Here is a 22,187-nt window from a genome sequence, read left to right as displayed (position 1 = left end):
CAAACTTGCTTTGTTGGTCTCTGGCAGCACAGCCTATCATGACTTTATAGACCAACCGGCCTTGCGGTTACACCTCCCCTTTACTGGCAGACAAAAAAGAAAAAGCCGCCCGGGGTCAACCGGGCGGCAAAACATCAACGTTGCCAAAAATTAAGGTTAAGGCTGAACCGGGATCAGATTGAAGTTTTCAAGTCTGCCGTCCAGGTTTCGGTGCGCTTCAATTTCAGCGAAGAAAGCCTGACCATTGCGTGTCGCTGGCGTAGCCACGGTATAGAATACAAAGTTCAGACCTGCAACAACCTGTTGCTGAGCCGCCAGAATGTCATAGCGTACACCAACCAGTGATTCAATCTGCTCAGCCGCCGCTTTTTCAGCATCGGTGAACTCATCACGCAGTGCGACACCATCAAACGAACCGATAGGTGGCACAAGTACAGGGCGGCTTAATACACGCTCTGCTGTTTCAGTGTACTTGTCATCCAGCGCATGGATCACGATAAGCTCAAGTTTGTTCACTTTTGCCACGTTCGGTGCAACAACCGGCTCAACCAAACAGTAGAACGCATAGTTAATACCATTAACCACCTGAGACTGACCTGCCAGTGGGGTGATTTTTACACCATCGCGCTGATTAATGTGCTCAAACGCATTGATAAAGTCTTTGCTGAAATCTTTCGCCAGTACAACTGAACCATAGGCACCCAGGTTATGAACTGTCTGAGACATAATTGTTTCCTTATTATTTCCAGTAATCCCGCACCATGCGGGGCTTATTCAACTGGCACTCAGTGTAGATGCGAATGACACGCTTGTTAGTATCAGTTTGGTATCAGTTCGGTATCAGTTTCCCTGCCCCCAAAATAAGACATTAGGGTGAAAAAATGCTGACAGTGTGTAGCATAAAGTGGACACTTTAAGTGGCTTTAACAATTTGGCAAAAAGCATTCTGGGCTGCTAGCCTTAGCATCCAAACCAGTCAGGAGCACTTCAATGGACGGTAGAGTCAAACTCAATTGTCGCCGGCTCAAGGAGCTAAGAAAAAGTCTCGGCCTGAGTCAGGAAAAGCTGGCATGCGCATGCCAGGACCAGGCTTTATGTGTGTCGATTGCCACGCTGAAACGCGCCGAATGTGGCAACCGGGTGTACTACCGTACGGCAGGCGATCTGGCACGCTTTTACCAGATACCCGTTGCCGAGCTCTTGACTGAGCAGTAAAGCCCCCTCAATAAAAGAGCGTTACAAAAGCAGACTAGCAGCGTTTCAAACGCCTATAGTCTGGGTGTACCGCACTCATATACGGCACATCAAACTAATGACAAAAATTGCTATGTTGGGGTAAATCTTGTACTCTTCCGGCCCGCATTCTTCAGAGTACACAAACATGAGCTTCAGCAGTCTTGGCTTATCTCCCGAAATTAATCAAGCCGTAGCCGATCAGGGTTACTCAACACCAACCCCGATTCAGGAGCAAGCCATCCCCGCCATCTTACAAGGCCGGGACATTATGGCCGCAGCCCAGACAGGCACAGGCAAAACAGCAGGCTTTACCCTGCCCATGCTGGAGCTGTTGAGCAGCAAACCAAAAGTGAAAGCCAATCAGGTCATAGCCCTGATCCTGACACCGACCCGTGAATTGGCGGATCAGGTATGGCAAAGTGTTGAACTGTACAGTAAACACCTGACTTTATCCTGTCAGGTCGTCTACGGTGGCGTGAAGATCAACCCGCAGATGATGAAGCTACGTAAGGGGGCTGATGTACTGGTAGCGACACCGGGCCGGCTGCTCGACTTATACCAGCAAAATGCGGTGAAGTTCGATCAGTTAGAGATTTTTGTGCTCGACGAAGCAGACAGAATGCTGGATATGGGGTTTATTCACGACATTAAGCGCCTTATTAAACTATTGCCACCAAAGCGTCAGAATTTGCTATTTTCGGCCACTTTTTCTGATGAAATCCGCTCACTCGCCAAGGGGCTTATTCAGGATCCCGTTGAAATTTCTGTGGCACCTGCTAACAGTACCGCCAAAAGCGTCACTCAGTGGGCCTATCCGGTAGATAAAAGCCGTCGTACCGCCTTGTTAAAGCACCTGATAAACACACATAGCTGGCAACAGGTACTGGTCTTTACCCGCACCAAACATGGCGCTAACCGCTTGGTGCGCGACCTAGAAAAGAGCAAGATTAACGCCGCAGCGATTCACGGCAATAAGAGCCAGAGTGCGCGAATGAAGGCACTTGCGGGCTTTAAGAGTGGAGAGTTACGCGTATTAGTCGCCACCGACATTGTGGCACGAGGTCTGGATATTCAGGAATTACCCCACGTCGTCAACTTTGACCTGCCCAATGTGTATGAGGACTACGTACATCGTATCGGTCGTACCGGCCGAGCAGGTGCCACCGGCGAGGCTGTCTCATTTGTCAGTGAAGATGTAGCCAGCGATCTGTTCGGCATTGAGCGCTTGATCCAGCAGTTGATCCCGCGCGTTATAGAGCCTGGATTCGAGCCACAAAACCCGGTGCCTGAGTCAAAACTGGACACTCGTCCAATTAAGCCAAAGAAACCGAAAAAGCCAAAAAAACCCAAAGCAGCTACAGCGGAGCAATCCGCACAGCGCAAATCGCCGGACAAACCCAAAAACGGCCAAAAGCCGCAATCCGGGAATGATAAAACCGGTGCGCCAAAACGCCGCAGAAGACGCCCAGCCAATAGCCAGGGCAAACCAGGCGGTAATACGCCTGCGGCACAGAAAAAGCCAAACTAGAGAGCCTCCCGAAGCGCTCTGAATCTCGACACTCAATGTCACCAGGCAAGCACGGTATTGCGCGCTCTGCCTGCGTGTCATGTTATACTCACCCTTTCAATTAAAAAGAAGCCCGCTATGAGCACCGCTACGCCATTTTCCAGTATCAATTTATCACCTTCTTTGTTAGACAACCTGACGTCGCTTGGCTATCACACCATGACAGAAATTCAGGCTCAGACCTTGCCACAGATCCTGGCAGGCAAAGATGTCATTGGTCAGGGAAAAACCGGCTCCGGTAAAACCGCAGCATTTGCCCTCGGCTTGCTCAGTAACCTGAAAGTTAAACGCTTTAGAGTGCAAGCTCTGGTGGTTTGCCCTACCCGTGAGCTGGCAGATCAGGTTGCCGTAGAGATTAGAAAACTGGCGCGTGCCATTCATAATATTAAAGTACTTACGTTGTGCGGCGGCGCTCCTATGGGTCCACAAATTGGCTCACTGGAGCATGGCGCCCATATCGTGGTTGGAACACCAGGTCGCATTGAGGAACACCTGCGTAAGGGTCGCCTGTCATTGGATGAGGTCAATACCTTTGTCCTGGACGAAGCAGATCGCATGCTGGAAATGGGCTTTGAAGAAGCGCTGGACTGTATCGTGTCGCACTGCCCAACCCAGCGTCAAAACCTGTTGTTCAGTGCCACTTACCCGGCCAAAATTGAGCAGCTGGTGGGCCATATTATGCGCGACCCGGTCAAAGTAGAGGTTATTGCACAGCATGATCACAGCACCATAGAGCAGCACTTCTATGAAGTGGCCGATAATGAAGCGAGGGATGCTGCACTCCATAAACTACTGTGTCAGTTTCAGCCCGAGGCTGCAGTGGTGTTTTGTAATACCAAAGCGCAGTGTCAGGACGTCAGTGATATGTTACAGAGCTATGGCTTTGACAGCGCGGCCCTGCATGGCGATCTGGATCAGAAAGACCGTGATAAAACGCTGGTACGCTTTGCGAATCGCAGTTTAACCATTCTGGTTGCAACCGATGTTGCGGCACGGGGTATCGATGTTGACCACGTCGATATGGTTATCAATTATCATATCGCCCATGACCCCGAAGTACATGTCCACCGTATCGGACGCACCGGCCGGGCGGGCAAAACCGGCGTCGCCTGTTCACTGATGAGCTACAAAGAGTCCCATAAAGTGAATATGCTGGAAGATTACCTCAGCCTGGAGATTGAACCAACTCCAGTGCCTGGCGAGCAGGTGCTTGCAAATCAAGTCAAACGTGCCCCTATGATCACCATACAAATTGATGGCGGCAAAAAAGCCAAGTTACGTCCGGGTGATATTCTGGGTGCACTGACTGCTAACCAGACATTACGTGGCGACCAAATAGGTAAGATCAAGGTCACTGCTATGTCCTCATATGTTGCCGTAGAGCGCAAATACGCCAACCAGGCTGTGAAGGTCATCAGCGACGGAAAAATGAAAGGGCGTAATTTCAGAGCTCGCAAACTTAGCCGTTAACGTCTTGTCCTCACTTACGCATAGCTACTTGAGATGGCATACTCAAATGCCACCTCAAGTAGCCACACCCAAACCAATTCTTCCCCACCCAGAGATACAATTACGAATTATTTGCATTTACTATTTTCATTACAATTTTGTTATGATATAACACACGCACTGAATTATTGGAGAAGAAAATGAAGCCAGATATCCATCCTGATTACCACTTAGTTGCCTTTCACGATACCTCGGTAGACAAGTATTTTATCGTTGGTTCCACGATTAAAACTGATCGCACAGTAGAAGTAGACGGTGTAACTTATCCGTATGTCCCTATTGATGTTTCCAGTGAATCTCACCCTTTCTATACCGGTAAGCAGAAGCTGGTAGCCAGCGATGGCCGAGTGGCACAATTCAATCGCCGCTTTAAGAATCTGGCTGGCAAAAAGGGATAGTCACCATGAAAGTACTCAGTTCATTAAAAAGTGCCAAATCTCGCCCGGGTTGTCAGGTCGTCAAACGCCGCGGTCGCGTGTATGTGATCTGCAAAGATAACCCGCGCTTCAAAGCCGTGCAGGGCAAAAAGAAGAAACGCTAAAATTACCTTAAACAGCCGGTGCACATTACACTGGCTGCTTCCTCCCTCGCTCCTTTAAGCATCTAATCGACCACTTCGGTTCCTGAAGTTACTATTTTTGTCTTAAATCAAACAAGCAAACTCATTATATTGTATTTGAAATAGGGATATGCATAATGCAAAAGGTTCCACTTTTGGAACCGTCGATGAACGACATAACAAACAAAAAGGAAATATTTGATTATGAAATTAATGCAAACATTGAGTGTTTTAGCATGCATGCCTACCCTAGCTCTTGCATCACAATTACCCACAGATGCACTGTATCACCTTAGCACAGGAGCCAAAGTCGCAGCTCAGTCGTCAACCCTAGACATGACACCCAAGACGCACTTATTTAACTCGGTTATACGTGCGGCCCAGGCCGATATATCTGCTGCCAGTACCATCACCCCCATGTGTCAGACTTTGTCACTCAACACCGTTTACCCTTTTGGCGGTATGACGGTAGGACAGAAACCGTGTTTTCACTTTGAAGTCACAGAACCTGGTAAAACGACAGCGTTTTTATTCGGTCAGTCAGTCGACACCAATATTAATCTCAGCATAGTGCGTCACAACCCGGACAATACCTTTACCCTGATGGCCAATTCCGCCAATGCAGCGAATGCCGATGAGTTGGCCGCCGCTCTGACGGAGCCTGGTCATTACTACTGGCTGATGGATGTGATAGCAACGGATAGCTCCGACATCAAGTTTGGCGCCATATCCTCTACTCAGGCTCAGCTTGACGACTTTGAAGCGAATGACTCAATCGCGACAGTCACTATGTTGCCCGACAAACAAAACCGTGTAAAAGGAAACATAGACAACGTATTCGACTACGACTATTTCGCCTTCACCGCCGTGCGGGGCCAGGATCTCATTGTAAAGCTCGAGGACGAAGCGAAAACGGATGAGTTTGTACTGGAAATATACAATGGTGGTAACTGGCAACCCGTCGCCGTAAACAAAGCCGAGACTATTTCTCAGCTGCAGGAAAACCAAAGTGTTGTAGTTCGGGTGAGTGGCAACCCAAATCTACAAAATAACCCGGCCAATCAATATACTCTCGTATTGGGCTCAGTGGTTGCGTCGTTTGCCCATGACTCGGTCAGTGGCGAACATGGGGTAGAGCGGATCCCCTATTCAGCATTTAAAGCCCCCTACCTGACCACTCAGGCATACCGGGATCTGAACTGGACAGTCACGTTGAATGATTCCAAAGGCCATCCCGTCGAAGGCGCTGAAGCCACGTTTAAGCTGATCCGAGATTTTGACTCAATTGATGACGTCAGAAACCCATATGAAGATTTTGTCGTAACATCTGATGCAAATGGTAAAGCATCTGGTGGTGTTAATTTAGGCCGTTGCTTTAGTGATTACACCGTAGAGCACTCGTCATACAGCATGGGCTACAGAAATACCTGGCGCACAGACTTCCTAGTCGGTGCATGGCGGATTGAAATCGATTCTTATGAAGAGAAAGTCATTGGCATCGGCGGTACTCAGCACCCATATGTCTACATTGGTCACTTGTGTGATCAGGATTTAGTATCGAGCACCCGTAATTAATCCAACATTAAAACAGGCCAGTCTGCTGGCCTGTTCCGTATCAAAAGCAGTTAAAGCTGTCTGGCATTGCGCTGCAACTGGCCACCAATACTATCTACGAGTGTAAACTGGTTAAGTCTCGCATCACCCAGTTTAACTTGCGCATCACTCTGGCTACTTTCTTCCATCAGCGCCTTAAAGTCGATAATGTCAGCAAAGTTGCTACGGTTAATGTCGTATTTGGCCCAGTAGTCCCCACTGTCATTGGGGCCTTTAAGCAACTCAATCCCTTCCATCATTGTGTCCAGAAAGGTTTTTGCCAAAGCCACGAGCTCTTCGTTTTCATTCAGCTTCTCTTCGAGCAGTTGCTTTTCACTGTCTGTCAGGCTATCACCGCTGACCACCAGTGCCCCGTCTTCATTGACGGAAAAGCCCCAGTCTTTGTCACTCAGCCCCGGAGATAGTTGCTCAATTTCCTTCGTCACTTTGGCAAACTCAGCACTCATATCTTCTGCAATTTTCGGGATCGAAACGGCAAACAATAGTCCAGTTGCAGCATCCATTCGCTCACTGTATTGCGCTGGTGTTTCTTGGTTTTCCGATGAGGTGATAGCCAGGGGCCGATCATAAACGAGTGCCGGTGATGGCGCTTGTGCGCCGTGATATACATCTTTGGCAAGTGTGTTTTGTGCTGAGTCGGGTGAGCTGGAAACGGGCTGTTTTGCGTCGTTAAGGTTACCTGAAGAGGCCGCTTTACTTTGCAGATCAAGTTGCACTGCAGGCCCACCACTGTGCGTGTTCACTTTCATGCTATTTTCCTTATAGATGTCTTAACTTGTCGCTTAAGCCAAACGCTTAAACTAACAACAATGGCTTACATTATAATCGTAATCGACCCATAGCCGTTAAACTTTAGTACTAAATGACGATATAAATTCAATTGAGTCGATAGTCCCAAAATCGGTGATGTTTAATTGATATATGCGCGTACACAACGTCAAACTCACACTAAAGTAAAAGTTTGTAAACATTAACGGTACATTAAATCGAAACTAACATATAGGGTCTACGCTGAAAAGGAAATAACAAAAAAGGACCTAACATTATGACTAAATCCGCACATCATTCTGGCGCTTCTGACGTAACCGTAGACATGAACCCCATGTTGGATATTGTCTTTATTCTACTGATCTTCTTTATTGTTACCGCAAGTTTTATGCGGGAAACTGCCCTGCCAATCAATCGAACCGATCAGGCCGTAACCTCAATTGTGCCGAGCCTGACACCCGTCTTTACAATTGACGCAACAAACCAGATTTATCTAAACAACAGAAAAATCGATATCGATGCTGTCAGTATCAATATTGCCCGTCTTGGTGCGCAAGGCGAACTCACCAGCATCAGTCTTCGAGCGCACCCGGATAGTCAGCATGCAACGCTGGTCGGTGTGCTAGATGCCATTAAAGCACAAACGTCTGCACCTGTGTCTTTGGGTGACACTCTCTAGTGAGTTAAATTCTAGAGTAAATAGCGCAGCCAGACCCGGGAATATATCGGGTCTGGCTTATTGTTTTGCAACCTGAATATAGTCAAACCATTTTTGCTGTATCCCAGCTAACTTGCCGTTACTGCTGATGGTCGAAAACGCATCACGGTAGCGGGCAACCAGCTTGGGGTCAGAGGCAATGTTGAAGGCAATGCTAAGGTTTGTATTGAGCTCTGTAAGCTCAACAACTTTGGCCAAGGTATTGAAGTCGATACCAGCCTTATTCGCCCGTTGCCAGATGGTTTGCTCGGTCCCGATCACCAGGTCAAGGCGATCTTTTTCCAACATCCGCAGCAGCTGATCTTCATAACTGAGTGGTTTAAGATGAGAAAACTGACGTTTTGCCAGATACTGAGCCACATTAGAGCCTCTCAGAACCGCCACCCGATGATTTTTAAGTAACATCAGCGAGTCCGATTGCGCGGGAAAGCGTCGAGCCAGACCCCATAAATAGATTGGATCCGTTTTGACTTCACCAATCCAGTGAAAATAGGGACGTCTCGCTTCGGTGTGAACTATCGAATAGATAAGTGTATTTTTTGTCGTCACGGCTGTTTGGTAGGCACGCGCCCAGGGCATCACGCTAATATCGGGTATATCACCGGCCTGCTTGCACAGCGCGTGAACCACTTCAGTCATAAACCCACCTAAACTGCCATCTTCATTTTTGATTTGGTAAGGGTATAAATATTCGGTGACAACCTGAACCGTTGCGGCGTTGACTGGTGATAATATGGACAGCCAAATCACTACACACATACATGCAAAAAGTTTCACTCCGCCCCCGGTACCACAGTGACCTTACTGTTAGTCTAGGGGTGATGCCTATAATTGCAAATTTCTCAATAAATATGCTATGCAATGCGAACTGTCCACGCATTTTGACGAAATAGCAAGCTACTTCATTTTTTTCCAGATCTCTCGCTCCACAAACTTGCCGTTTTCATACAGTTCATGGTGCCACAACTCCCCTTCAACCTTATAGGTAAAGGCCATCTTCCTGCCCAGCAGAGAGCTGACATTGCCATACTCATAGGTTTCAATAAACTGGTTATCTTTAAGCACATAGGTGCCCCCACCCGCATATTTAAATTTCCCCTGGCTTTGCGTGATGTAACTATGGTGGGTGGGTGTGATCAGTTTAACTGACGTTAACTCGGGTGCCTTGGCAGAAACGATACCCGATTCCGTTGCATACTGCCCCTCAACAAATTCCCAGCTGCCCAGTAAAGGGTTGGCCAACGCAGTGCCACTCAAAAGTGCCGTTAAAATTAGAGATTTCATATAGGTTCCTTGAAAAACGAAATACCTTAAGAGTGTTACATACTCGTTGTAGAAAAACAGTTGAGGATCTCTCATGTAGGTACAAACTAAAGATACTGAACGCATACACCACTGGCGTCTTTAATAACTTACCGCAAAATAAAAAGTGCATTTATTGTACAAAAGTGAAATGACCTTGCCGGTTGTCGGGTCTTCTTGTCGACATTCTGACTCACTAACACGAGGCTAATATGAACATAGCAAGTATACCTTTTTGCGCACTGGTATTATTTACTCTGAGTGCTTGTGGTGGAGGAAGTGGTGGAGAACCAACCAGCACCAGTAACACTGAAACCAGTGCAACGACCAGCACAAATACACAAAGCAGCACGGATACAAGCTCGAATTCTGGCAACAGCGATAGTACTAACACCAATGCCAATGACGGTGATCAGGCTGCAGAAACCGTGACTTATCAACTCACCTTTACCCGGACCTGGGAAGCCGAGAATTTTCCTACTAACTTCCCGGGAAATTCTCACTTTTCTCCTTTGGTCGGGCTCACCCATAATCAAGATGGGTTTATCTTCAAAGCGGATACCACAGCGTCTGCCGGTATGGTCAGCATGGCTGAAACAGGCTCGAAGTCCTCATTAAAAAGCGAGATAAGTACCATCCAGAACGCAGGTAACTCAAATTACCTCATTGATGAATCTGGTGTCTCAGGCAGTGCCAAAAGCGTCACATTTACCTTTGAAGCCAGTCAGCAATTCCCTCTGTTGAGCGTCGTTTCCATGGTCGCTCCGAGCCCTGACTGGTTTATTGGCCTAGAAAGCTTCCCTTTGTTCACAGACAATCAGTGGGTTGACAGTCAGACCATTCAGCTTAAGGTGTATGATGCAGGCAGCGACAGCGGGCCGCGGTTTAGTTCCGCGAACCAGGCCACCAGCCCCGCGGAGCCGATAATGTTACTTACCAGTGACCCCAGTGACAGCGACTTTGCACAAGGAGTGCACGCCCAGTCAGGTGACTATATAGGTATGATAGAAATAAAACGCCTGTAAATAGGATTACGCTCCACCTTACCCGTCTTGAGTCAGCGTTAGAAGTGCGCTGGCTCAGGATATTCCATACGTCAATAAAAATCACAAATAACCTTTAAATTCATATTATTACATAACATTCTTCGCTTCTTTTAGACTTTCTGCCTGTGTTTCCTTATCGATCAGGACAGCGACCGGTATAGCGGCTGATATAACCGGAATAAAACAACAAGAGGCAAAGCTATGAAATTTCCTTCAATGATGGTTTGTACCGCCTGTCTGATGCTCAGTGGCTGCGGTAGTGATAATAACGTGACTCATTCCTCAAAGCCTAAGTCGGCAGATATGCCCGTCACGCTCAGTGATTCCAGTCAGCCCATTCAGTTTGATATCCATGCCGATTATCAAAGCTTGCTTGATCAAGTCGTTGAGGCAGGATTAACTGGCGTATCGGTTTATATAGATACACCTGGGTGGTCTTCAACTTACACCAGTGGACTGGCCAATAAAGACACCAATGAACCACTCAAACCTGCGCACCTTTTCCGCATTGCCAGTAACACTAAGAGCTTTGTCTCGACGCTGGCACATCTCATGGCCCAGCAAGGCCAGCTCGATCTCGACAGCCCTATCAACACTTACCTGCCCGAAGAGATTAACGCTCGTTTACCAAACACCAGTTCCATCAGGGTCCGTCACTTGCTGCGTCATACCAGTGGGCTAAAGGATTATCTGAGTGTTCCGCAGTTTTGGCATAAAATCAAAGCAGAGCCTAACCATGATTGGCAGGTCACTGAAATGCTGAGCTATATTTATGACGAGCCAGCACAGTTTGAAGTCGATAGTCGTTTCGACTACTCCAACACCAACTACCTGTTGCTGGGGATAATACTGGATGACTTACTGGGCTACGACCTTGCTATTGCGATCCGCCAACAGATCCTGGAGCCACTGGGGATGACCGAAACCTTTTATTATCAGCGGGAAACTTTGGGTGGTGAACTGGTACATGGTTATGAAATGGAAGAGGGCGGGCTCACGAGCTACCGCCACATCAAGCTGGGGTATCGCGCTGCAGATGGAGGAATGGTGAGTACGCCAAGAGATCTTAGCTTATTTTTCCGCGCCTTTGGTAAAACCCAGACTCCATTTAGTGCCGAGATTAAGGCCCAAATGCTCGCTAACCTTAACTCCATGGATGCAACCCGGGAGTACGGCGCCGGGATAGTACGCAAAACAGAAGTGAGCACTTTTGCTTCATTGTCCGGCAAAGTCGCCTATATGCATGGCGGTTACAATAATGGCTATATGTCGAGAAGCTATTACTACCCAAAAGAAGATGTCAGCATCAGCCTATTCTACAACCACGTATTTAACCGCCAAACAGAGCAAGACAAGCACAACATGGTCAACGCGTTTCGTGAAGCACTGCGAGCCAAAGTCTTTAATGAACTCTAAACAGACTCTCAGCCGGTGATCATTCCGGCTGAGCGCTCATACCAAATTAACCAGATTAACAGGTGATCCTGAGGGCAACATCGCTACCCCGTTCAAGGATTAGGTATGGGTCGATAGTTGCTTCCATTAGCGCATTAATTTTGCCGTCATAATTATGATTTTCAATCACCCCGCTACTTAGTACTTTGATCAGATCCAGCTTTTGCACAGGCTCTCTGAAGTCGGCATTTGCCAGGTCAAACCAAATAACATTTAAAGTTCGGGCATTACTAAAATAGTAAGCAAGCTCACTGTGGCTGACATAAGTAGACCAGAGTGTATTAGAAATATTAGGACTATCACTTACAGTAAAATTGTAACCCAGTGGTACAGATGCGTTTGCGGCCACCGTTCTGGCCTGAGCCAGTGCGTCATCAACACTGGTTGGCTCATCCATATGGTTCAGATAAAAGGTCGCGCGTTCAAAGCGATCCGTTGAAAAAGCCCCTCCCGGAATTGTGTGGCTGGGGTTGGTGTTTTCATTAGACCATTGCCAAGTCCAGTAGTCATTGATTTTTAACTGCTTGTCGAAGCTAGGTTCATTGGTCATCACCTGATAGGCTGTATTTTCATAGCAAACGAACACCCCGTCTACCACCTCAATGATGGCTGAATTACCTGTGACATCAGACACAGATAAATGCAACTGAGCAGGTTTACCATCGCTGTTAGGCACCGCAGCTCCCACCAGCAAGATATCCTGCTTGTTGAATGCCTTTACAACATCTTTTACAAAAACAAAGTTATCCAGCACATACTGCACCCAACGCAGCACACTGAGTTGTTTTTTACGCTCACTGACTGAAGCCTGACCATAGCTGGCACCCGAGTCATACAACACGTTCGCAGCTAATCCCATCGAGTTCAGACCATCCGATGCTGCCCAGCCACTGCTATCATCACCGACCATAGCGACTACGCTGCTGTATGCCGAGCACCACTTAAGCGCATCAGCAGTGCTGCCATCCGCTTCAGATAAGCCGGTTTTTCCGAGCCCCTTATCAAAGGCAAAAAAGCTGGTGGGCAGTGGATACATCCAATCCATGTTACGGGCCGTTGCCAGATAGTCGCGCTGGCGGTTATTAAATACTCGAGTACACATCTCACACCTCACTGTGTGCCATGGCTATCTTGTGATAGCAGGCTCTGTTAATCGTCCTGCTGATATTAATAGGGGTTTGCACTGAATAATATTACGCAGGATTACAGCGCAGACAGAGACTTAACCCACCTGATTGAAAATCTCTCATTTGCACTGTTCCTATAAACACGATTTTATAGACCTCTTTTAGCTCGATGTTTCAGGGAAATGATCACTATGATGGCTCAATTCAGAACCTGGCTTTATGGTGTGCTTGTAAGCTTAATGGTGCTCGCTACCTGCCAGGTTAGAGCACACAACCAAATGCCAATCTTGATGCCTGCGCCCACCTCACTTGTGCAGTCAACACAAACACTCAAATTAGATCGGCCATTAGCACTGTCGCTCAATGGTCTGTCAGCTCAGCGCAGTACATTTATACAGGCTTACTATCAAAATCAACTCATTGAGTTTGGTTATCAGGTGTCGCCTGCCACCTCTGAACTCTCGTTACCCATAGTTGTGACTATACAGACACCACAAGGCGCCACTCATCAGCATCCACAACTCGGGCAGAATGAAGACTATCAACTCAGCATCACCCAAACTGGCATAACGATTCGTGCCCCGAGTGATTTTGGCGCATTGCACGCGCTGGCCACTCTCAGCCAGCTACTCTATTTTGCCCGCGACAGCCGCAAACTGGCGCTGTTGCACATAAAAGATAGCCCCCGATTTCCCTGGCGTGGACTGCTGCTCGACAGCGTCCGCCATTTTATTTCCATCCCAGCAATTAAGCGCCAGTTGCGTGGTATGGCCGCAGCCAAGCTCAATGTGTTTCACTGGCACCTGACAGACGATCAGGGCTGGCGTTTCGCCTCCAAAGCGTACCCCAGACTACACCAGCTTGCCTCGGATGGTCAGTATTATACCCGGGCCGAAATCCAGCAGGTTGTTCAATACGCCAGCAACCTTGGGATTCGGGTGGTTCCTGAATTTGACGTGCCCGGGCATGCCTCTGCAATTGCGGTTGCCTATCCCGAGCTGATGACGGCAGTGAAGCCTTACCAGATGGAAGATGGATGGGGCGTGTTTGAGCCATTGCTGGACCCCAGTAAACCCGAGGTCTATACCTTTGTTAACGCCATTGTCGCTGAACTGGCCGAACTTTTTCCTGACCCCTACTTACATATTGGGGGCGATGAAGTAGATCCAAAACATTGGCATAACAGTGAGCGTGTGCAGTCATATATGCATCAGCATAAGCTTAATACGAATGCCGATCTTCAGGCTCATTTTAACCACAAAGTACAGGCCATCTTGCGTAGTCACAACAAAAAAATGATGGGCTGGGACGAGATATTTCACCCTGCGCTGGATAAAGATGTAATGGTTCAATCCTGGCGCGGTAAAGCCAGCCTCAGCCAAATTGCGGCTCAGGGATACCCGGCGTTGTTGTCAGCCGGCTTTTATATCGACCAGCCACAGCCTGCCAGCTACCACTATCGTAATGAACCGTTCGATACCGATCTGCATCAGCCACACCCGGTAAACACTCAGGACGCGATTCAGGCCTGGGACTTTACCATGCCAAGGCTCAAAGGCAGTGCCATCGGGGGCAAACTGGTACTGGTGACACAACAACAATCGGTCCGCCATGCCTACATACAACTTAATGACAGACCGTTTAAGCAAGCCCGGTTAGATAGCCACTTGATACCGCCTAGTGCTGGTCTGTCGCGGCTCAATGCCACTGTTGACAGTTGGATGGGGCCGACCCGTGCCGAACTGACACTTGATGCGAAAACGGGTATTTCAGGGCGGATCCTCATTGGTAACGCAGTCTATCCGGTGACAGGTAAGTTGGCTGCGCATTTTTCTCATGCTGACTTTGTAAATATGCCCTTCCTGAGTGCCATGAACGCAGAGGCGAAAGGCAATATTTTAGGCGGCGAGGCAACGCTGTGGAGTGAGCTGGTGACGGAACAAAACCTCGATATACGCAGCTGGCCGCGCCTGTTTACAATCGCTGAGCGTCTCTGGTCCAAGCGAACAGTGAACCATGAAGCGGCCATGTATCAGCGCCTCCTTGCATTATATACTTTTGCCGATGCCATTGGTTTACACCATGACAAGCAGTTTCGCCAGGGTCTGCAATCGCTGCTCGGCTCGCAGTCCAACGATGCAAACCTGGCATTGCTGGCACGTTTTGCCGAACAGCTGGAGCCCGCCAGTTACTATACCCGCCATCACATAAAATATCAGCAGGGGCTGTATCATCAGAATGCCCCCTTAAATCAGCTGGTGGACTTCCTGCCAGTAGAGAATCAAACCATGCTGATGCTCTATCAAAAACTGGCACAGTTCAGACAAGGCGATAGCAACGCGTTGCAGCACATTACCGCCACGCTTAAAGCCTGGCATACTGATTACCGTTTATTAGCGCCTCTGCTTGCCAAAACCCCGACGTTGCAAGGGCTCCAGACAACTCTGACACAAGCCAGTGCCATCAATGAAATAAGCCTGGCGATTATACGCAGTTGTACAGTCAGGCCATCCGTCTCAACACAGCAAATGCAGCACTTTGCCGAACGCCTGCGGAAGATCCAGAGCAATACAGCAGAGATAGTCGTTGCAGCAGGGTTATTCAGTGAACATTTACTGGAGGCGTGTCGTGCTGATGGAACCTCGTCGGATTCCGTCGCCATGGCTCGTTAACACACCCGGAGTTTAGGTTATTTCTTGATATGACATCGCGCAACGCCATAAAAACGCAATATACATTAAAAGATTGTTTCTTTTTGAGTTTATAGTGTAAATATGATTGTGGTTTTAATGTGCTCTAAATTGTATAAGGAAAAATTTAATGAAAATAAGTTTAGTTAAGAAAAAGTTGAAGTCACTGACGCTGGACAGCACGCACCTCAACAAAGCCGCCACTCGCCAGATTGCAGGAGGTCATTTCTCCATTGTAGATCAGTGCCAGAACACCAGCGGGACGGGTGAATGTGATGATTCCTACACAGAAGATTGCCCTACCAATGAGTGCAACGGCCGTTAGCCGACCAGGCTATGGACTCGCGCCATAGCCACCTTAGTTATTATGTACTAGCCAGAGCCCGCTCACTTTTCTGTATCATCATCCACAGTCGGCTCTGTCAGCGCATTCCCTATTAATCCTCTGAGCCATACACTTTTGTCATCCAGCTGACGTTTCTTCAGCCACAACATAGCAATATCGAAGTCCGGCACTGGCAATGGTGGATCAAAGTACCTCAGGCCTGCATCTTCACATGCCAGTTGCGCCATTTTTAGTGGCACAATGGCAACCAGGCGACGCTGTCTGAGCAAGCGCTGTATCGTCAGGAAATTACGGCTTGCCACGGTTACCCGACGGGTTAATCCCGCTCTGGCCAGCAACTGGTCCACCTGAGTAGTTAAACGCCCATCCGGACTAACCAGGGCATGCTCAGTCTCAGCGAAGGCCGCCAGATCCAAGGGCATTTGCGTTGCAAACTGTGCAGGGTCGACCAGACAGACATGACGCTCTGTGTACAAGATAAGGTTGTCAAAAGAGTCGTCTGGTTCGGTCATGCTGCCAATGACCAGATCCAACTTCTCTTTCTCGGTCAGGGTAATGTAATTGCTGCGATTGACATTGACAAAACTGATCTGCGCTTTAGGCGCTTCTGCACGAATGCGATCGTAAATCACAGGCGCAAAGTTTAGTTCAGCATAATCAGTCAGGCCGATGCGACAAACCCCGTCATACTTTTGCGGCACAAACTGAGCTTTATTGAGCAACGTCTCGGACAGAGTATCCAGCAGTTGCTCCAGAGCAGGGGCGATCTGGTGGGCGTATTCGGTGGGCTCCATGACATGTCCTTTGCGCTCAAACAGCTCGTCATCAAACAAGCGTCTCAGTCTTGCCAGGCTGTGGCTCATTGCCGACTGGCTCACACAATTTTGCTCGGCCGCCTGACTGACACTACGACAACGATATAAATAGGCAAACGCGACCAGTAAATTGAGATCTATCTGGCGCCATGGCACATCATTGAAGCTCATACTCCCAATCCTATATAGCTCATAGTCTAAATCAAAACTATTAATTTGAATCATTCTACGTCATTTTTTACTCTATCGTCAGTCCTGATAACAGAGCACACAGTACTATGTTCGCTATTTTTAAAACCTTCTTTCTACTCGGCTGGATAAGCTTTGGCGGCCCGGCCGCCCACATTGGTTATTTTCGCCAAACCTTTGTGGAGAAACTTAAGTGGCTGGATGATGCCGACTATGCTCAGCTGGTCGCATTGAGTCAGTTCTTACCCGGTCCGGGTTCAAGTCAGGTCGGCTTTGCGCTTGGCTACAAACGCGGTGGGCTGGGAGGCGCCTGTGCGGCATTCGTTGGTTTCACTTTACCTTCGGTCATTATCATGGTGCTCCTTGCCCTGATGGCCAGCCATGTCACTGACACGGATGTGTTTAAAAACCTGGTGCATGGTCTGAAACTGCTTGCTGTTGTGGTCGTTGCCGATGCAGCCTGGGGAATGTATAAAAACTTTTGCAAAAGCACGCTCACAGTCAGCCTGTGTCTGATCACGGCAATAGCCCTGTTACTGCTGCCGGGAATTATGACTCAAATGGGCGTGCTGATCGTGGCGGCTCTAGTTGGTATGCTTTGCCTGAAAGGGACCACCCAAACGACGCACCCCGGTTCACCTTTTAAGGCAAACTGGCTGCCTTTGGCTATATTTGTTGGCTTATTCATAGGCCTGCCTTTTGTTGCCCATCTGACCCCATCTGTTGCCCTGTTTAATGACTTTTATCAGGCTGGCAGCCTGGTGTTTGGGGGCGGTCATGTGGTGCTGCCACTGCTGCAAAATATCCTTGGCGACGGCCTCAGTCAGGATGCGTTTTTAACCGGCTATGCCGCTGCTCAGGCTGTTCCCGGCCCGATGTTCACATTTGCAACTTACCTCGGCTATGCATTAATGCCTGCAAACCCAATCACAGGTGCACTACTGGCAACTTTGGCCGTGTTTCTGCCTGGCTTTTTGTTATTGCTGGGGGTGCTCAAAAACTGGCAATTGCTGTCCTCACGCCCCGCCATTGCAGGCGCATTGAGCGGCGTTAATGCCGCCGTGGTTGGCCTGCTGGTAGCCGCCCTCTATCAGCCGGTCTTTACCAGCGCAGTGCAGTCAGCACAAGACATAGCCCTGGTCCTGGTGGGGTTTTACCTGTTAAAACAACTGAAACTGCACATTGTCTGGCTGGTGATCACTTTTATACTGGCTGGCGTGACGATGGGCTTGGTCTAGCACTGCCCAGTTGGGTGGTGTACATACCACCCAACTACAGAAAATACTCTCATTCTTTGCAATCTAAGCCCATTCAGGTTGAACAATTTCGGGTCAGCAACTAGTTTTTAAGCGCACAAAGGCGATTCATTAAACTCTTATACCGAGGTTGGTCTATGGACAGCTTTCTAGAAAAAATCGATATCAATCAATATTTACCTGTGGCCGTTGACTGGGCGACTAACTTAGTACTGGCATTGTTTATTCTGATCATTGGCATCTGGCTGGCGGGCAAAGCTTATAAAGCCGTGGTGTCCGTTGCGAACCGCTACGATAAGCTGGATGATACTTTATTTAAGTTCTTTGGCAGTGTCGCCAAATACACTGTGCTGGCCTTTGTCGGCATCGCAGTGCTTAACCGTTTTGGCGTGCAAACCGCGTCGATCATTGCATTGCTTGGTGCCGCCGGGCTTGCGGTGGGGCTGGCGCTGCAAGGCACTTTATCCAACCTCGCAGCGGGCGTCATGCTGCTCATTTTCCGCCCCTACAAGGTCAATGACTTTATCGACACCGCAGGCCAGTTTGGCAAAGTGACTGAAATTGATATGTTTACTACGATATTGCAGACCTTTGATAACCAGCAGATAGTGATCCCGAACAGTCATATATGGGGCAGCAAAATTGTTAATCATTCCCATCACAGTATTCGTGGTGTCGATATGCGGTTTGGCATTGCGTATAGTGAGAGTATTGATGATGCCAGAGCCGTGATCCAATCCGTATTAAAGGCCCACCCTCATATTTTATCGGAGCCCGCACCTTTTGTTGAAGTGGAGTCACTCAACAATAGCTCTGTCGACTTTTTGGTCAGGCCATTTTGCCAAGGAGCCCATTACTTTGATGTGCTCTATTCCGTGCCCGAACAGGTGAAAAAAGCGCTCGATGAGGCCAACATCGAGATCCCCTTCCCGCATCGTAAGGTTATTCTGGTCAACGAAAGCGACGCCTGAGACTTATGTGCTGGGGCAGCATACCAAATGCTTGCCCCATACACAGAATATAACCGCCAAACTTTGGTGCCCTGTTATTCCTTGTCTATAGTGTTTATAGATAAATGACAACATACTGGGATGTGATATGGCGCTCTTCGGCTTTGCAAAAACAAAAACTTCGGAACCACAAATCACCTTACCGCAAACATTAGCTTGGCTAAAACTCGACCAGCAGGGCAATATACTCGCGACCAGTCAGGCTTTCAGGGCAATGTTTTCCTTTGCAAACAGCGCGGTCCCCAAAACACTGTCGGCCTTGTGCAATCATCAAAGCGACTATGAAGCGCTTTGTGATGCACTGCGAAGCTCTCAACAACATACGGCCCTGATTTGTAGTATGCATAATGCCGAAGGGTCTCTGTATAACGTCTCAGTGCAATTTTGTTTGGCAGATAACGCACACCCCTTGGCCGTGCTTCAGGATATTACTGCACAGTATCAGCCTTTGATGGACAGCGCATTAACCACTCAGGCGCTGTCAGATGCACAAGCCCAGGCAGAGCTTGACCTGAGGGGCACCATACTCAATGCCAATGAACTTTTTTCAAATCTGGTAAGAACCCCAAAACAGCACCTGATCAGTGAGCATTATCAACAGTTTGTGGTCAACAAGCTGCTTGATGAAACCCACTGGGAAGCACTGTGTTCGGGTGAGTCTGTTGAATGTGACCTTAAATGGCAAGTTGGTGAACAAACATTCACCTGGTTGCATGCCAAGTTGGTTCCCATAATGAACCACCAGCAACGCATATCGAAAGTCCTGTTGTATGCCAGTGATATTTCAAAACAGCGCCAAACCCTGATCAATCTGACCAGTCAGATTGACGGGATCCGCCATGCACAGGCCGTAATTGAGTTTACCCTGGATGGCACCATAGTGACCGCAAACCAAAATTTTCTCGATGTGATGGGCTATCAGCTCACGGAGATCCAGGGGCAACACCACCGCATGTTTGTCACCGCGACAGATGCTGCCAGCGACGAGTATGCAGCCTTTTGGCAGGCGTTGGGACGGGGCGAGCTCCAGTCCGGTGAATTTAAGCGAATCAATAAGCGCGGCGATCCCGTCTGGATCCAGGCACATTATACCCCACTCTATGATGAAAATGGCCGGCTCTGGAAGATTATGAAGTTCGCCTCAGACATCACCGCAGACAAACTCAGGGCGTTTGAAGCCCAGGGCCAGATAGATGCCATAAACCGCTCTCAGGCAGTGATCCAATTCGAGTTAGATGGCACCATTTTAGACGCCAATGACAACTTTCTTGAAGCTATGGGTTACCAAAAAGAGGAGCTCATCGGACAACACCACAGGCTGTTTGTTGAGTCCGGATATGCGCAAAGCGACGAATATCAGCAGTTTTGGGCTGAATTGAGAGCTGGCCGCTTTAACGCAGGTGAGTTTTGTCGATATCGCAAAGGAGGCAAAGAAATCTGGATCAGCGCAACCTATAATCTCATCCGTGATGATGAGGGTAACCCCCTAAAAGTCGTCAAATACGCCATGGATATTACGCGTCAGAAACAGGTAGCGGCAGATCTGGCGGGACAAGTACAGGCTATTCATAAATCTCAGGCGGTGATTGAGTTTGAAATGGACGGCACGATTGTCTGGGCCAATGACCTGTTTTTGGCCACCATGGGGTATGCACTCGACGAGGTGAAAGGCCAGCATCACCGTATGTTTGCCACTGCGGAACAGGCGCAAAGTGACGATTATCAAAGATTCTGGGCGCAGCTCAATCGTGGTGAATTTGACTCAGGACAGTACATGCGAATTGCCAAAGATGGGACTGAGGTATGGATACAGGCAACCTATAACCCCATACTGGACCAGCATGGTCGCCCTGTCAAAGTGGTTAAGTATGCCACGGATATCACGGCACAAAAGCAAGCCGTACAGCATATTAAAGATGCTATTTTTGCGCTTGAGCAAGGCGATTTAACCCACCGTATCACGGCAGAACTGGGAGAGGATTTCTCTGTTCTGACTAAGGCTATGAATGGATTGTTTGATAAACTCAGTGAGCTGGTGCAGACAATTAACAGTGGTGCTGCACAAGTATTTGACATCGCCAGACAAATCGCCAGCAATAATGAAGAGCTCAATAGCCGTGTTGAAAGTCAGGCAGCCAGTCTGGAGGAAACGGCGGCCACTATGGAACAACTTACCGCAACCGTAAAAAACAATGCGATCAGCGCAACCACAGCATCTGAACGGGCAGCGGTTGTACGAGAAAAAGCCGTCAGCGGTAAGCACACCATTGAGGATGCCATCAGCGCAGTCGGCAACATTGAAGACTACAGTCGCAAAATCTCCGATATCGTTGGTGTGATTGATGAAATTGCCTTTCAAACCAACCTGCTGGCACTGAATGCATCCGTTGAAGCTGCCAGAGCGGGTGAGGCAGGCAGAGGGTTTGCCGTCGTGGCCAGTGAAGTGCGCAATCTGGCACAACGCAGTGCCAGCGCAGCCAAAGAGATCAAAACACTGATCAAAAACAGCGTCGACGCTGTGAGCGAAGGCAGTAAACTGGTTTACGATTCTGGCACAACATTCGACGAGTTGACGGCGTCGATAGCACAAGTCAGCGACATGGTCGCCAACATTGACGATGCCAGTAAGGAGCAAGCATCCGGTATCGCCGCAGTGTGTTCAACCATTGCGCAAATGGATGGCATTACCCAGCAAAATGTCTCTTTGGTTGAGACCACCTCTAAGTCGGGCAAAACCATGGAAAACCAGGCGCGGGTACTGACCGATCAGGTCGCATTTTTCCACCTGGATGAAAGCCGCTTATCGTAAGCGGCTGCCCGGCTGGTATTCGCGAATAACACTATATTCAAATTTACCCGTATTAAGCTTTTACAAACAGATACATAAGATGGGGAACACCCCTAATCCACTGGCAACAGCCTCGCCCGGCGCCTATCGTTTATTTAGTCGGTGCTCGATTTAGCTAACTCTTGCAAAAAA

The 22,187-nt window shown here is 48.5% G+C and carries 20 protein-coding genes; 14 read left to right on the top strand and 6 right to left on the bottom strand.

The window, feature by feature from the left end; genetic code table 11:
• Window positions 1-156 precede the first annotated feature (156 nt).
• Window positions 157-726, bottom strand: coding sequence for a hypothetical protein (locus CWB98_RS10385; protein WP_138544805.1), 570 nt, complete (start codon window positions 724-726; stop codon window positions 157-159).
• Window positions 727-990: 264 nt separating this feature from the next.
• Between CWB98_RS10385 and CWB98_RS10380 the strand changes: the two genes are divergently transcribed.
• The 6 genes from CWB98_RS10380 (at window position 991) to CWB98_RS10355 (ending at window position 6,446) form a co-directional block, all read left to right on the top strand.
• Window positions 991-1,215 carry a helix-turn-helix domain-containing protein gene (locus CWB98_RS10380; protein WP_138544804.1) on the top strand — a complete coding sequence of 75 codons (225 nt, stop codon included), beginning with the start codon at window positions 991-993 and terminating at the stop codon, window positions 1,213-1,215.
• 166 nt (window positions 1,216-1,381) lie between these two features.
• Window positions 1,382-2,764 carry a DEAD/DEAH box helicase gene (locus tag CWB98_RS10375; protein WP_138544803.1) on the top strand — a complete coding sequence of 461 codons (1,383 nt, stop codon included), beginning with the start codon at window positions 1,382-1,384 and terminating at the stop codon, window positions 2,762-2,764.
• A gap of 117 nt (window positions 2,765-2,881) precedes the next feature.
• A complete protein-coding gene (gene dbpA / locus CWB98_RS10370) occupies window positions 2,882-4,273 on the top strand; it encodes an ATP-dependent RNA helicase DbpA (RefSeq protein WP_138544802.1) in 1,392 nt (463 codons plus the stop codon).
• Window positions 4,274-4,452: 179 nt separating this feature from the next.
• Window positions 4,453-4,710, top strand: coding sequence for a type B 50S ribosomal protein L31 (locus CWB98_RS10365; RefSeq protein WP_010384175.1), 258 nt, complete (start codon window positions 4,453-4,455; stop codon window positions 4,708-4,710).
• 5 nt (window positions 4,711-4,715) lie between these two features.
• On the top strand, window positions 4,716-4,853 hold the full coding sequence (ykgO, locus tag CWB98_RS10360) for a type B 50S ribosomal protein L36 (protein ID WP_046003577.1): 138 nt from the start codon (window positions 4,716-4,718) through the stop codon (window positions 4,851-4,853).
• Between the two features lie 222 nt (window positions 4,854-5,075).
• Window positions 5,076-6,446 carry a hypothetical protein gene (locus CWB98_RS10355; protein WP_138544801.1) on the top strand — a complete coding sequence of 457 codons (1,371 nt, stop codon included), beginning with the start codon at window positions 5,076-5,078 and terminating at the stop codon, window positions 6,444-6,446.
• A 50-nt stretch (window positions 6,447-6,496) separates the two neighbouring features.
• Here the strand turns inward: CWB98_RS10355 and CWB98_RS10350 are convergent, their stop codons facing one another.
• Window positions 6,497-7,234: a hypothetical protein gene (locus CWB98_RS10350; RefSeq protein ID WP_138544800.1), complete on the bottom strand. Its 738-nt coding sequence runs from the start codon at window positions 7,232-7,234 to the stop codon at window positions 6,497-6,499.
• Between the two features lie 296 nt (window positions 7,235-7,530).
• On the opposite strand from CWB98_RS10350, the gene CWB98_RS10345 reads away from it, so the two are divergent.
• The gene (locus CWB98_RS10345; RefSeq protein WP_138544799.1) at window positions 7,531-7,932 is read left to right on the top strand and encodes an ExbD/TolR family protein; all 402 of its coding nucleotides are present in this window, start codon (window positions 7,531-7,533) and stop codon (window positions 7,930-7,932) included.
• A gap of 57 nt (window positions 7,933-7,989) precedes the next feature.
• Here the strand turns inward: CWB98_RS10345 and CWB98_RS10340 are convergent, their stop codons facing one another.
• Window positions 7,990-8,610 (bottom strand): substrate-binding periplasmic protein, encoded by a 621-nt coding sequence (locus tag CWB98_RS10340; RefSeq protein ID WP_432765884.1) that lies wholly within the window; start codon window positions 8,608-8,610, stop codon window positions 7,990-7,992.
• 258 nt (window positions 8,611-8,868) lie between these two features.
• Window positions 8,869-9,255 (bottom strand): hypothetical protein, encoded by a 387-nt coding sequence (locus tag CWB98_RS10335; RefSeq protein WP_138544797.1) that lies wholly within the window; start codon window positions 9,253-9,255, stop codon window positions 8,869-8,871.
• Between the two features lie 230 nt (window positions 9,256-9,485).
• On the opposite strand from CWB98_RS10335, the gene CWB98_RS10330 reads away from it, so the two are divergent.
• Together CWB98_RS10330 and CWB98_RS10325 are read left to right on the top strand one after the other, a co-directional pair.
• Window positions 9,486-10,298 carry a spondin domain-containing protein gene (locus CWB98_RS10330; RefSeq protein WP_138544796.1) on the top strand — a complete coding sequence of 271 codons (813 nt, stop codon included), beginning with the start codon at window positions 9,486-9,488 and terminating at the stop codon, window positions 10,296-10,298.
• Window positions 10,299-10,520: 222 nt separating this feature from the next.
• The gene (locus CWB98_RS10325) at window positions 10,521-11,735 is read left to right on the top strand and encodes a serine hydrolase domain-containing protein (RefSeq protein ID WP_138544795.1); all 1,215 of its coding nucleotides are present in this window, start codon (window positions 10,521-10,523) and stop codon (window positions 11,733-11,735) included.
• Between the two features lie 55 nt (window positions 11,736-11,790).
• On the opposite strand, the gene CWB98_RS10320 is transcribed toward CWB98_RS10325, so the two are convergent.
• The gene (locus tag CWB98_RS10320) at window positions 11,791-12,876 is read right to left on the bottom strand and encodes a linear amide C-N hydrolase (protein WP_138544794.1); all 1,086 of its coding nucleotides are present in this window, start codon (window positions 12,874-12,876) and stop codon (window positions 11,791-11,793) included.
• Between the two features lie 216 nt (window positions 12,877-13,092).
• Here CWB98_RS10320 and CWB98_RS10315 point away from each other — a divergent pair, with 216 nt between their 5' ends.
• The gene (locus CWB98_RS10315; protein WP_171045622.1) at window positions 13,093-15,573 is read left to right on the top strand and encodes a family 20 glycosylhydrolase; all 2,481 of its coding nucleotides are present in this window, start codon (window positions 13,093-13,095) and stop codon (window positions 15,571-15,573) included.
• Window positions 15,574-15,721: 148 nt separating this feature from the next.
• On the top strand, window positions 15,722-15,916 hold the full coding sequence (locus CWB98_RS10310; RefSeq protein ID WP_138544792.1) for a hypothetical protein: 195 nt from the start codon (window positions 15,722-15,724) through the stop codon (window positions 15,914-15,916).
• A gap of 62 nt (window positions 15,917-15,978) precedes the next feature.
• Here the strand turns inward: CWB98_RS10310 and CWB98_RS10305 are convergent, their stop codons facing one another.
• Window positions 15,979-16,923 carry a LysR family transcriptional regulator gene (locus CWB98_RS10305; RefSeq protein ID WP_138544791.1) on the bottom strand — a complete coding sequence of 315 codons (945 nt, stop codon included), beginning with the start codon at window positions 16,921-16,923 and terminating at the stop codon, window positions 15,979-15,981.
• A gap of 107 nt (window positions 16,924-17,030) precedes the next feature.
• Between CWB98_RS10305 and chrA the strand changes: the two genes are divergently transcribed.
• The 3 genes from chrA to CWB98_RS10290 all read left to right on the top strand — a co-directional run bounded on the left by chrA (window position 17,031) and on the right by CWB98_RS10290 (window position 22,016).
• Entirely contained in the window at window positions 17,031-18,179 is a 1,149-nt protein-coding gene (gene chrA, locus CWB98_RS10300; protein WP_138544790.1) for a chromate efflux transporter, read from the top strand.
• A gap of 155 nt (window positions 18,180-18,334) precedes the next feature.
• Entirely contained in the window at window positions 18,335-19,168 is an 834-nt protein-coding gene (locus tag CWB98_RS10295; RefSeq protein ID WP_138544789.1) for a mechanosensitive ion channel family protein, read from the top strand.
• A 127-nt stretch (window positions 19,169-19,295) separates the two neighbouring features.
• On the top strand, window positions 19,296-22,016 hold the full coding sequence (locus tag CWB98_RS10290) for a methyl-accepting chemotaxis protein (protein ID WP_138544788.1): 2,721 nt from the start codon (window positions 19,296-19,298) through the stop codon (window positions 22,014-22,016).
• Window positions 22,017-22,187: the final 171 nt, after the last annotated feature.

It is taken from the genome of Pseudoalteromonas rubra, assembly GCF_005887115.1.
In the GTDB taxonomy this organism is placed as follows: Bacteria; Pseudomonadota; Gammaproteobacteria; order Enterobacterales; family Alteromonadaceae; genus Pseudoalteromonas; species Pseudoalteromonas rubra_F.
This window is presented reverse-complemented; position numbering and strand designations above follow the sequence as displayed.

Excerpts from the sequence above, each read along its gene's own strand:
- CWB98_RS10385 (WP_138544805.1), bottom strand. The coding sequence starts at position 726 with ATGTCTCAGACAGTTCATAACCTGGGTGCCTATGGTTCAGTTGTACTG.
- CWB98_RS10380 (WP_138544804.1), top strand. The coding sequence starts at position 991 with ATGGACGGTAGAGTCAAACTCAATTGTCGCCGGCTCAAGGAGCTAAGA.
- CWB98_RS10375 (WP_138544803.1), top strand. The coding sequence starts at position 1,382 with ATGAGCTTCAGCAGTCTTGGCTTATCTCCCGAAATTAATCAAGCCGTA.
- dbpA (WP_138544802.1), top strand. The coding sequence starts at position 2,882 with ATGAGCACCGCTACGCCATTTTCCAGTATCAATTTATCACCTTCTTTG.
- CWB98_RS10365 (WP_010384175.1), top strand. The coding sequence starts at position 4,453 with ATGAAGCCAGATATCCATCCTGATTACCACTTAGTTGCCTTTCACGAT.
- ykgO (WP_046003577.1), top strand. The coding sequence starts at position 4,716 with ATGAAAGTACTCAGTTCATTAAAAAGTGCCAAATCTCGCCCGGGTTGT.
- CWB98_RS10355 (WP_138544801.1), top strand. The coding sequence starts at position 5,076 with ATGAAATTAATGCAAACATTGAGTGTTTTAGCATGCATGCCTACCCTA.
- CWB98_RS10350 (WP_138544800.1), bottom strand. The coding sequence starts at position 7,234 with ATGAAAGTGAACACGCACAGTGGTGGGCCTGCAGTGCAACTTGATCTG.
- CWB98_RS10345 (WP_138544799.1), top strand. The coding sequence starts at position 7,531 with ATGACTAAATCCGCACATCATTCTGGCGCTTCTGACGTAACCGTAGAC.
- CWB98_RS10340 (WP_432765884.1), bottom strand. The coding sequence starts at position 8,610 with ATGACTGAAGTGGTTCACGCGCTGTGCAAGCAGGCCGGTGATATACCC.
- CWB98_RS10335 (WP_138544797.1), bottom strand. The coding sequence starts at position 9,255 with ATGAAATCTCTAATTTTAACGGCACTTTTGAGTGGCACTGCGTTGGCC.
- CWB98_RS10330 (WP_138544796.1), top strand. The coding sequence starts at position 9,486 with ATGAACATAGCAAGTATACCTTTTTGCGCACTGGTATTATTTACTCTG.
- CWB98_RS10325 (WP_138544795.1), top strand. The coding sequence starts at position 10,521 with ATGAAATTTCCTTCAATGATGGTTTGTACCGCCTGTCTGATGCTCAGT.
- CWB98_RS10320 (WP_138544794.1), bottom strand. The coding sequence starts at position 12,876 with ATGTGTACTCGAGTATTTAATAACCGCCAGCGCGACTATCTGGCAACG.
- CWB98_RS10315 (WP_171045622.1), top strand. The coding sequence starts at position 13,093 with ATGATGGCTCAATTCAGAACCTGGCTTTATGGTGTGCTTGTAAGCTTA.
- CWB98_RS10310 (WP_138544792.1), top strand. The coding sequence starts at position 15,722 with ATGAAAATAAGTTTAGTTAAGAAAAAGTTGAAGTCACTGACGCTGGAC.
- CWB98_RS10305 (WP_138544791.1), bottom strand. The coding sequence starts at position 16,923 with ATGAGCTTCAATGATGTGCCATGGCGCCAGATAGATCTCAATTTACTG.
- chrA (WP_138544790.1), top strand. The coding sequence starts at position 17,031 with ATGTTCGCTATTTTTAAAACCTTCTTTCTACTCGGCTGGATAAGCTTT.
- CWB98_RS10295 (WP_138544789.1), top strand. The coding sequence starts at position 18,335 with ATGGACAGCTTTCTAGAAAAAATCGATATCAATCAATATTTACCTGTG.
- CWB98_RS10290 (WP_138544788.1), top strand. The coding sequence starts at position 19,296 with ATGGCGCTCTTCGGCTTTGCAAAAACAAAAACTTCGGAACCACAAATC.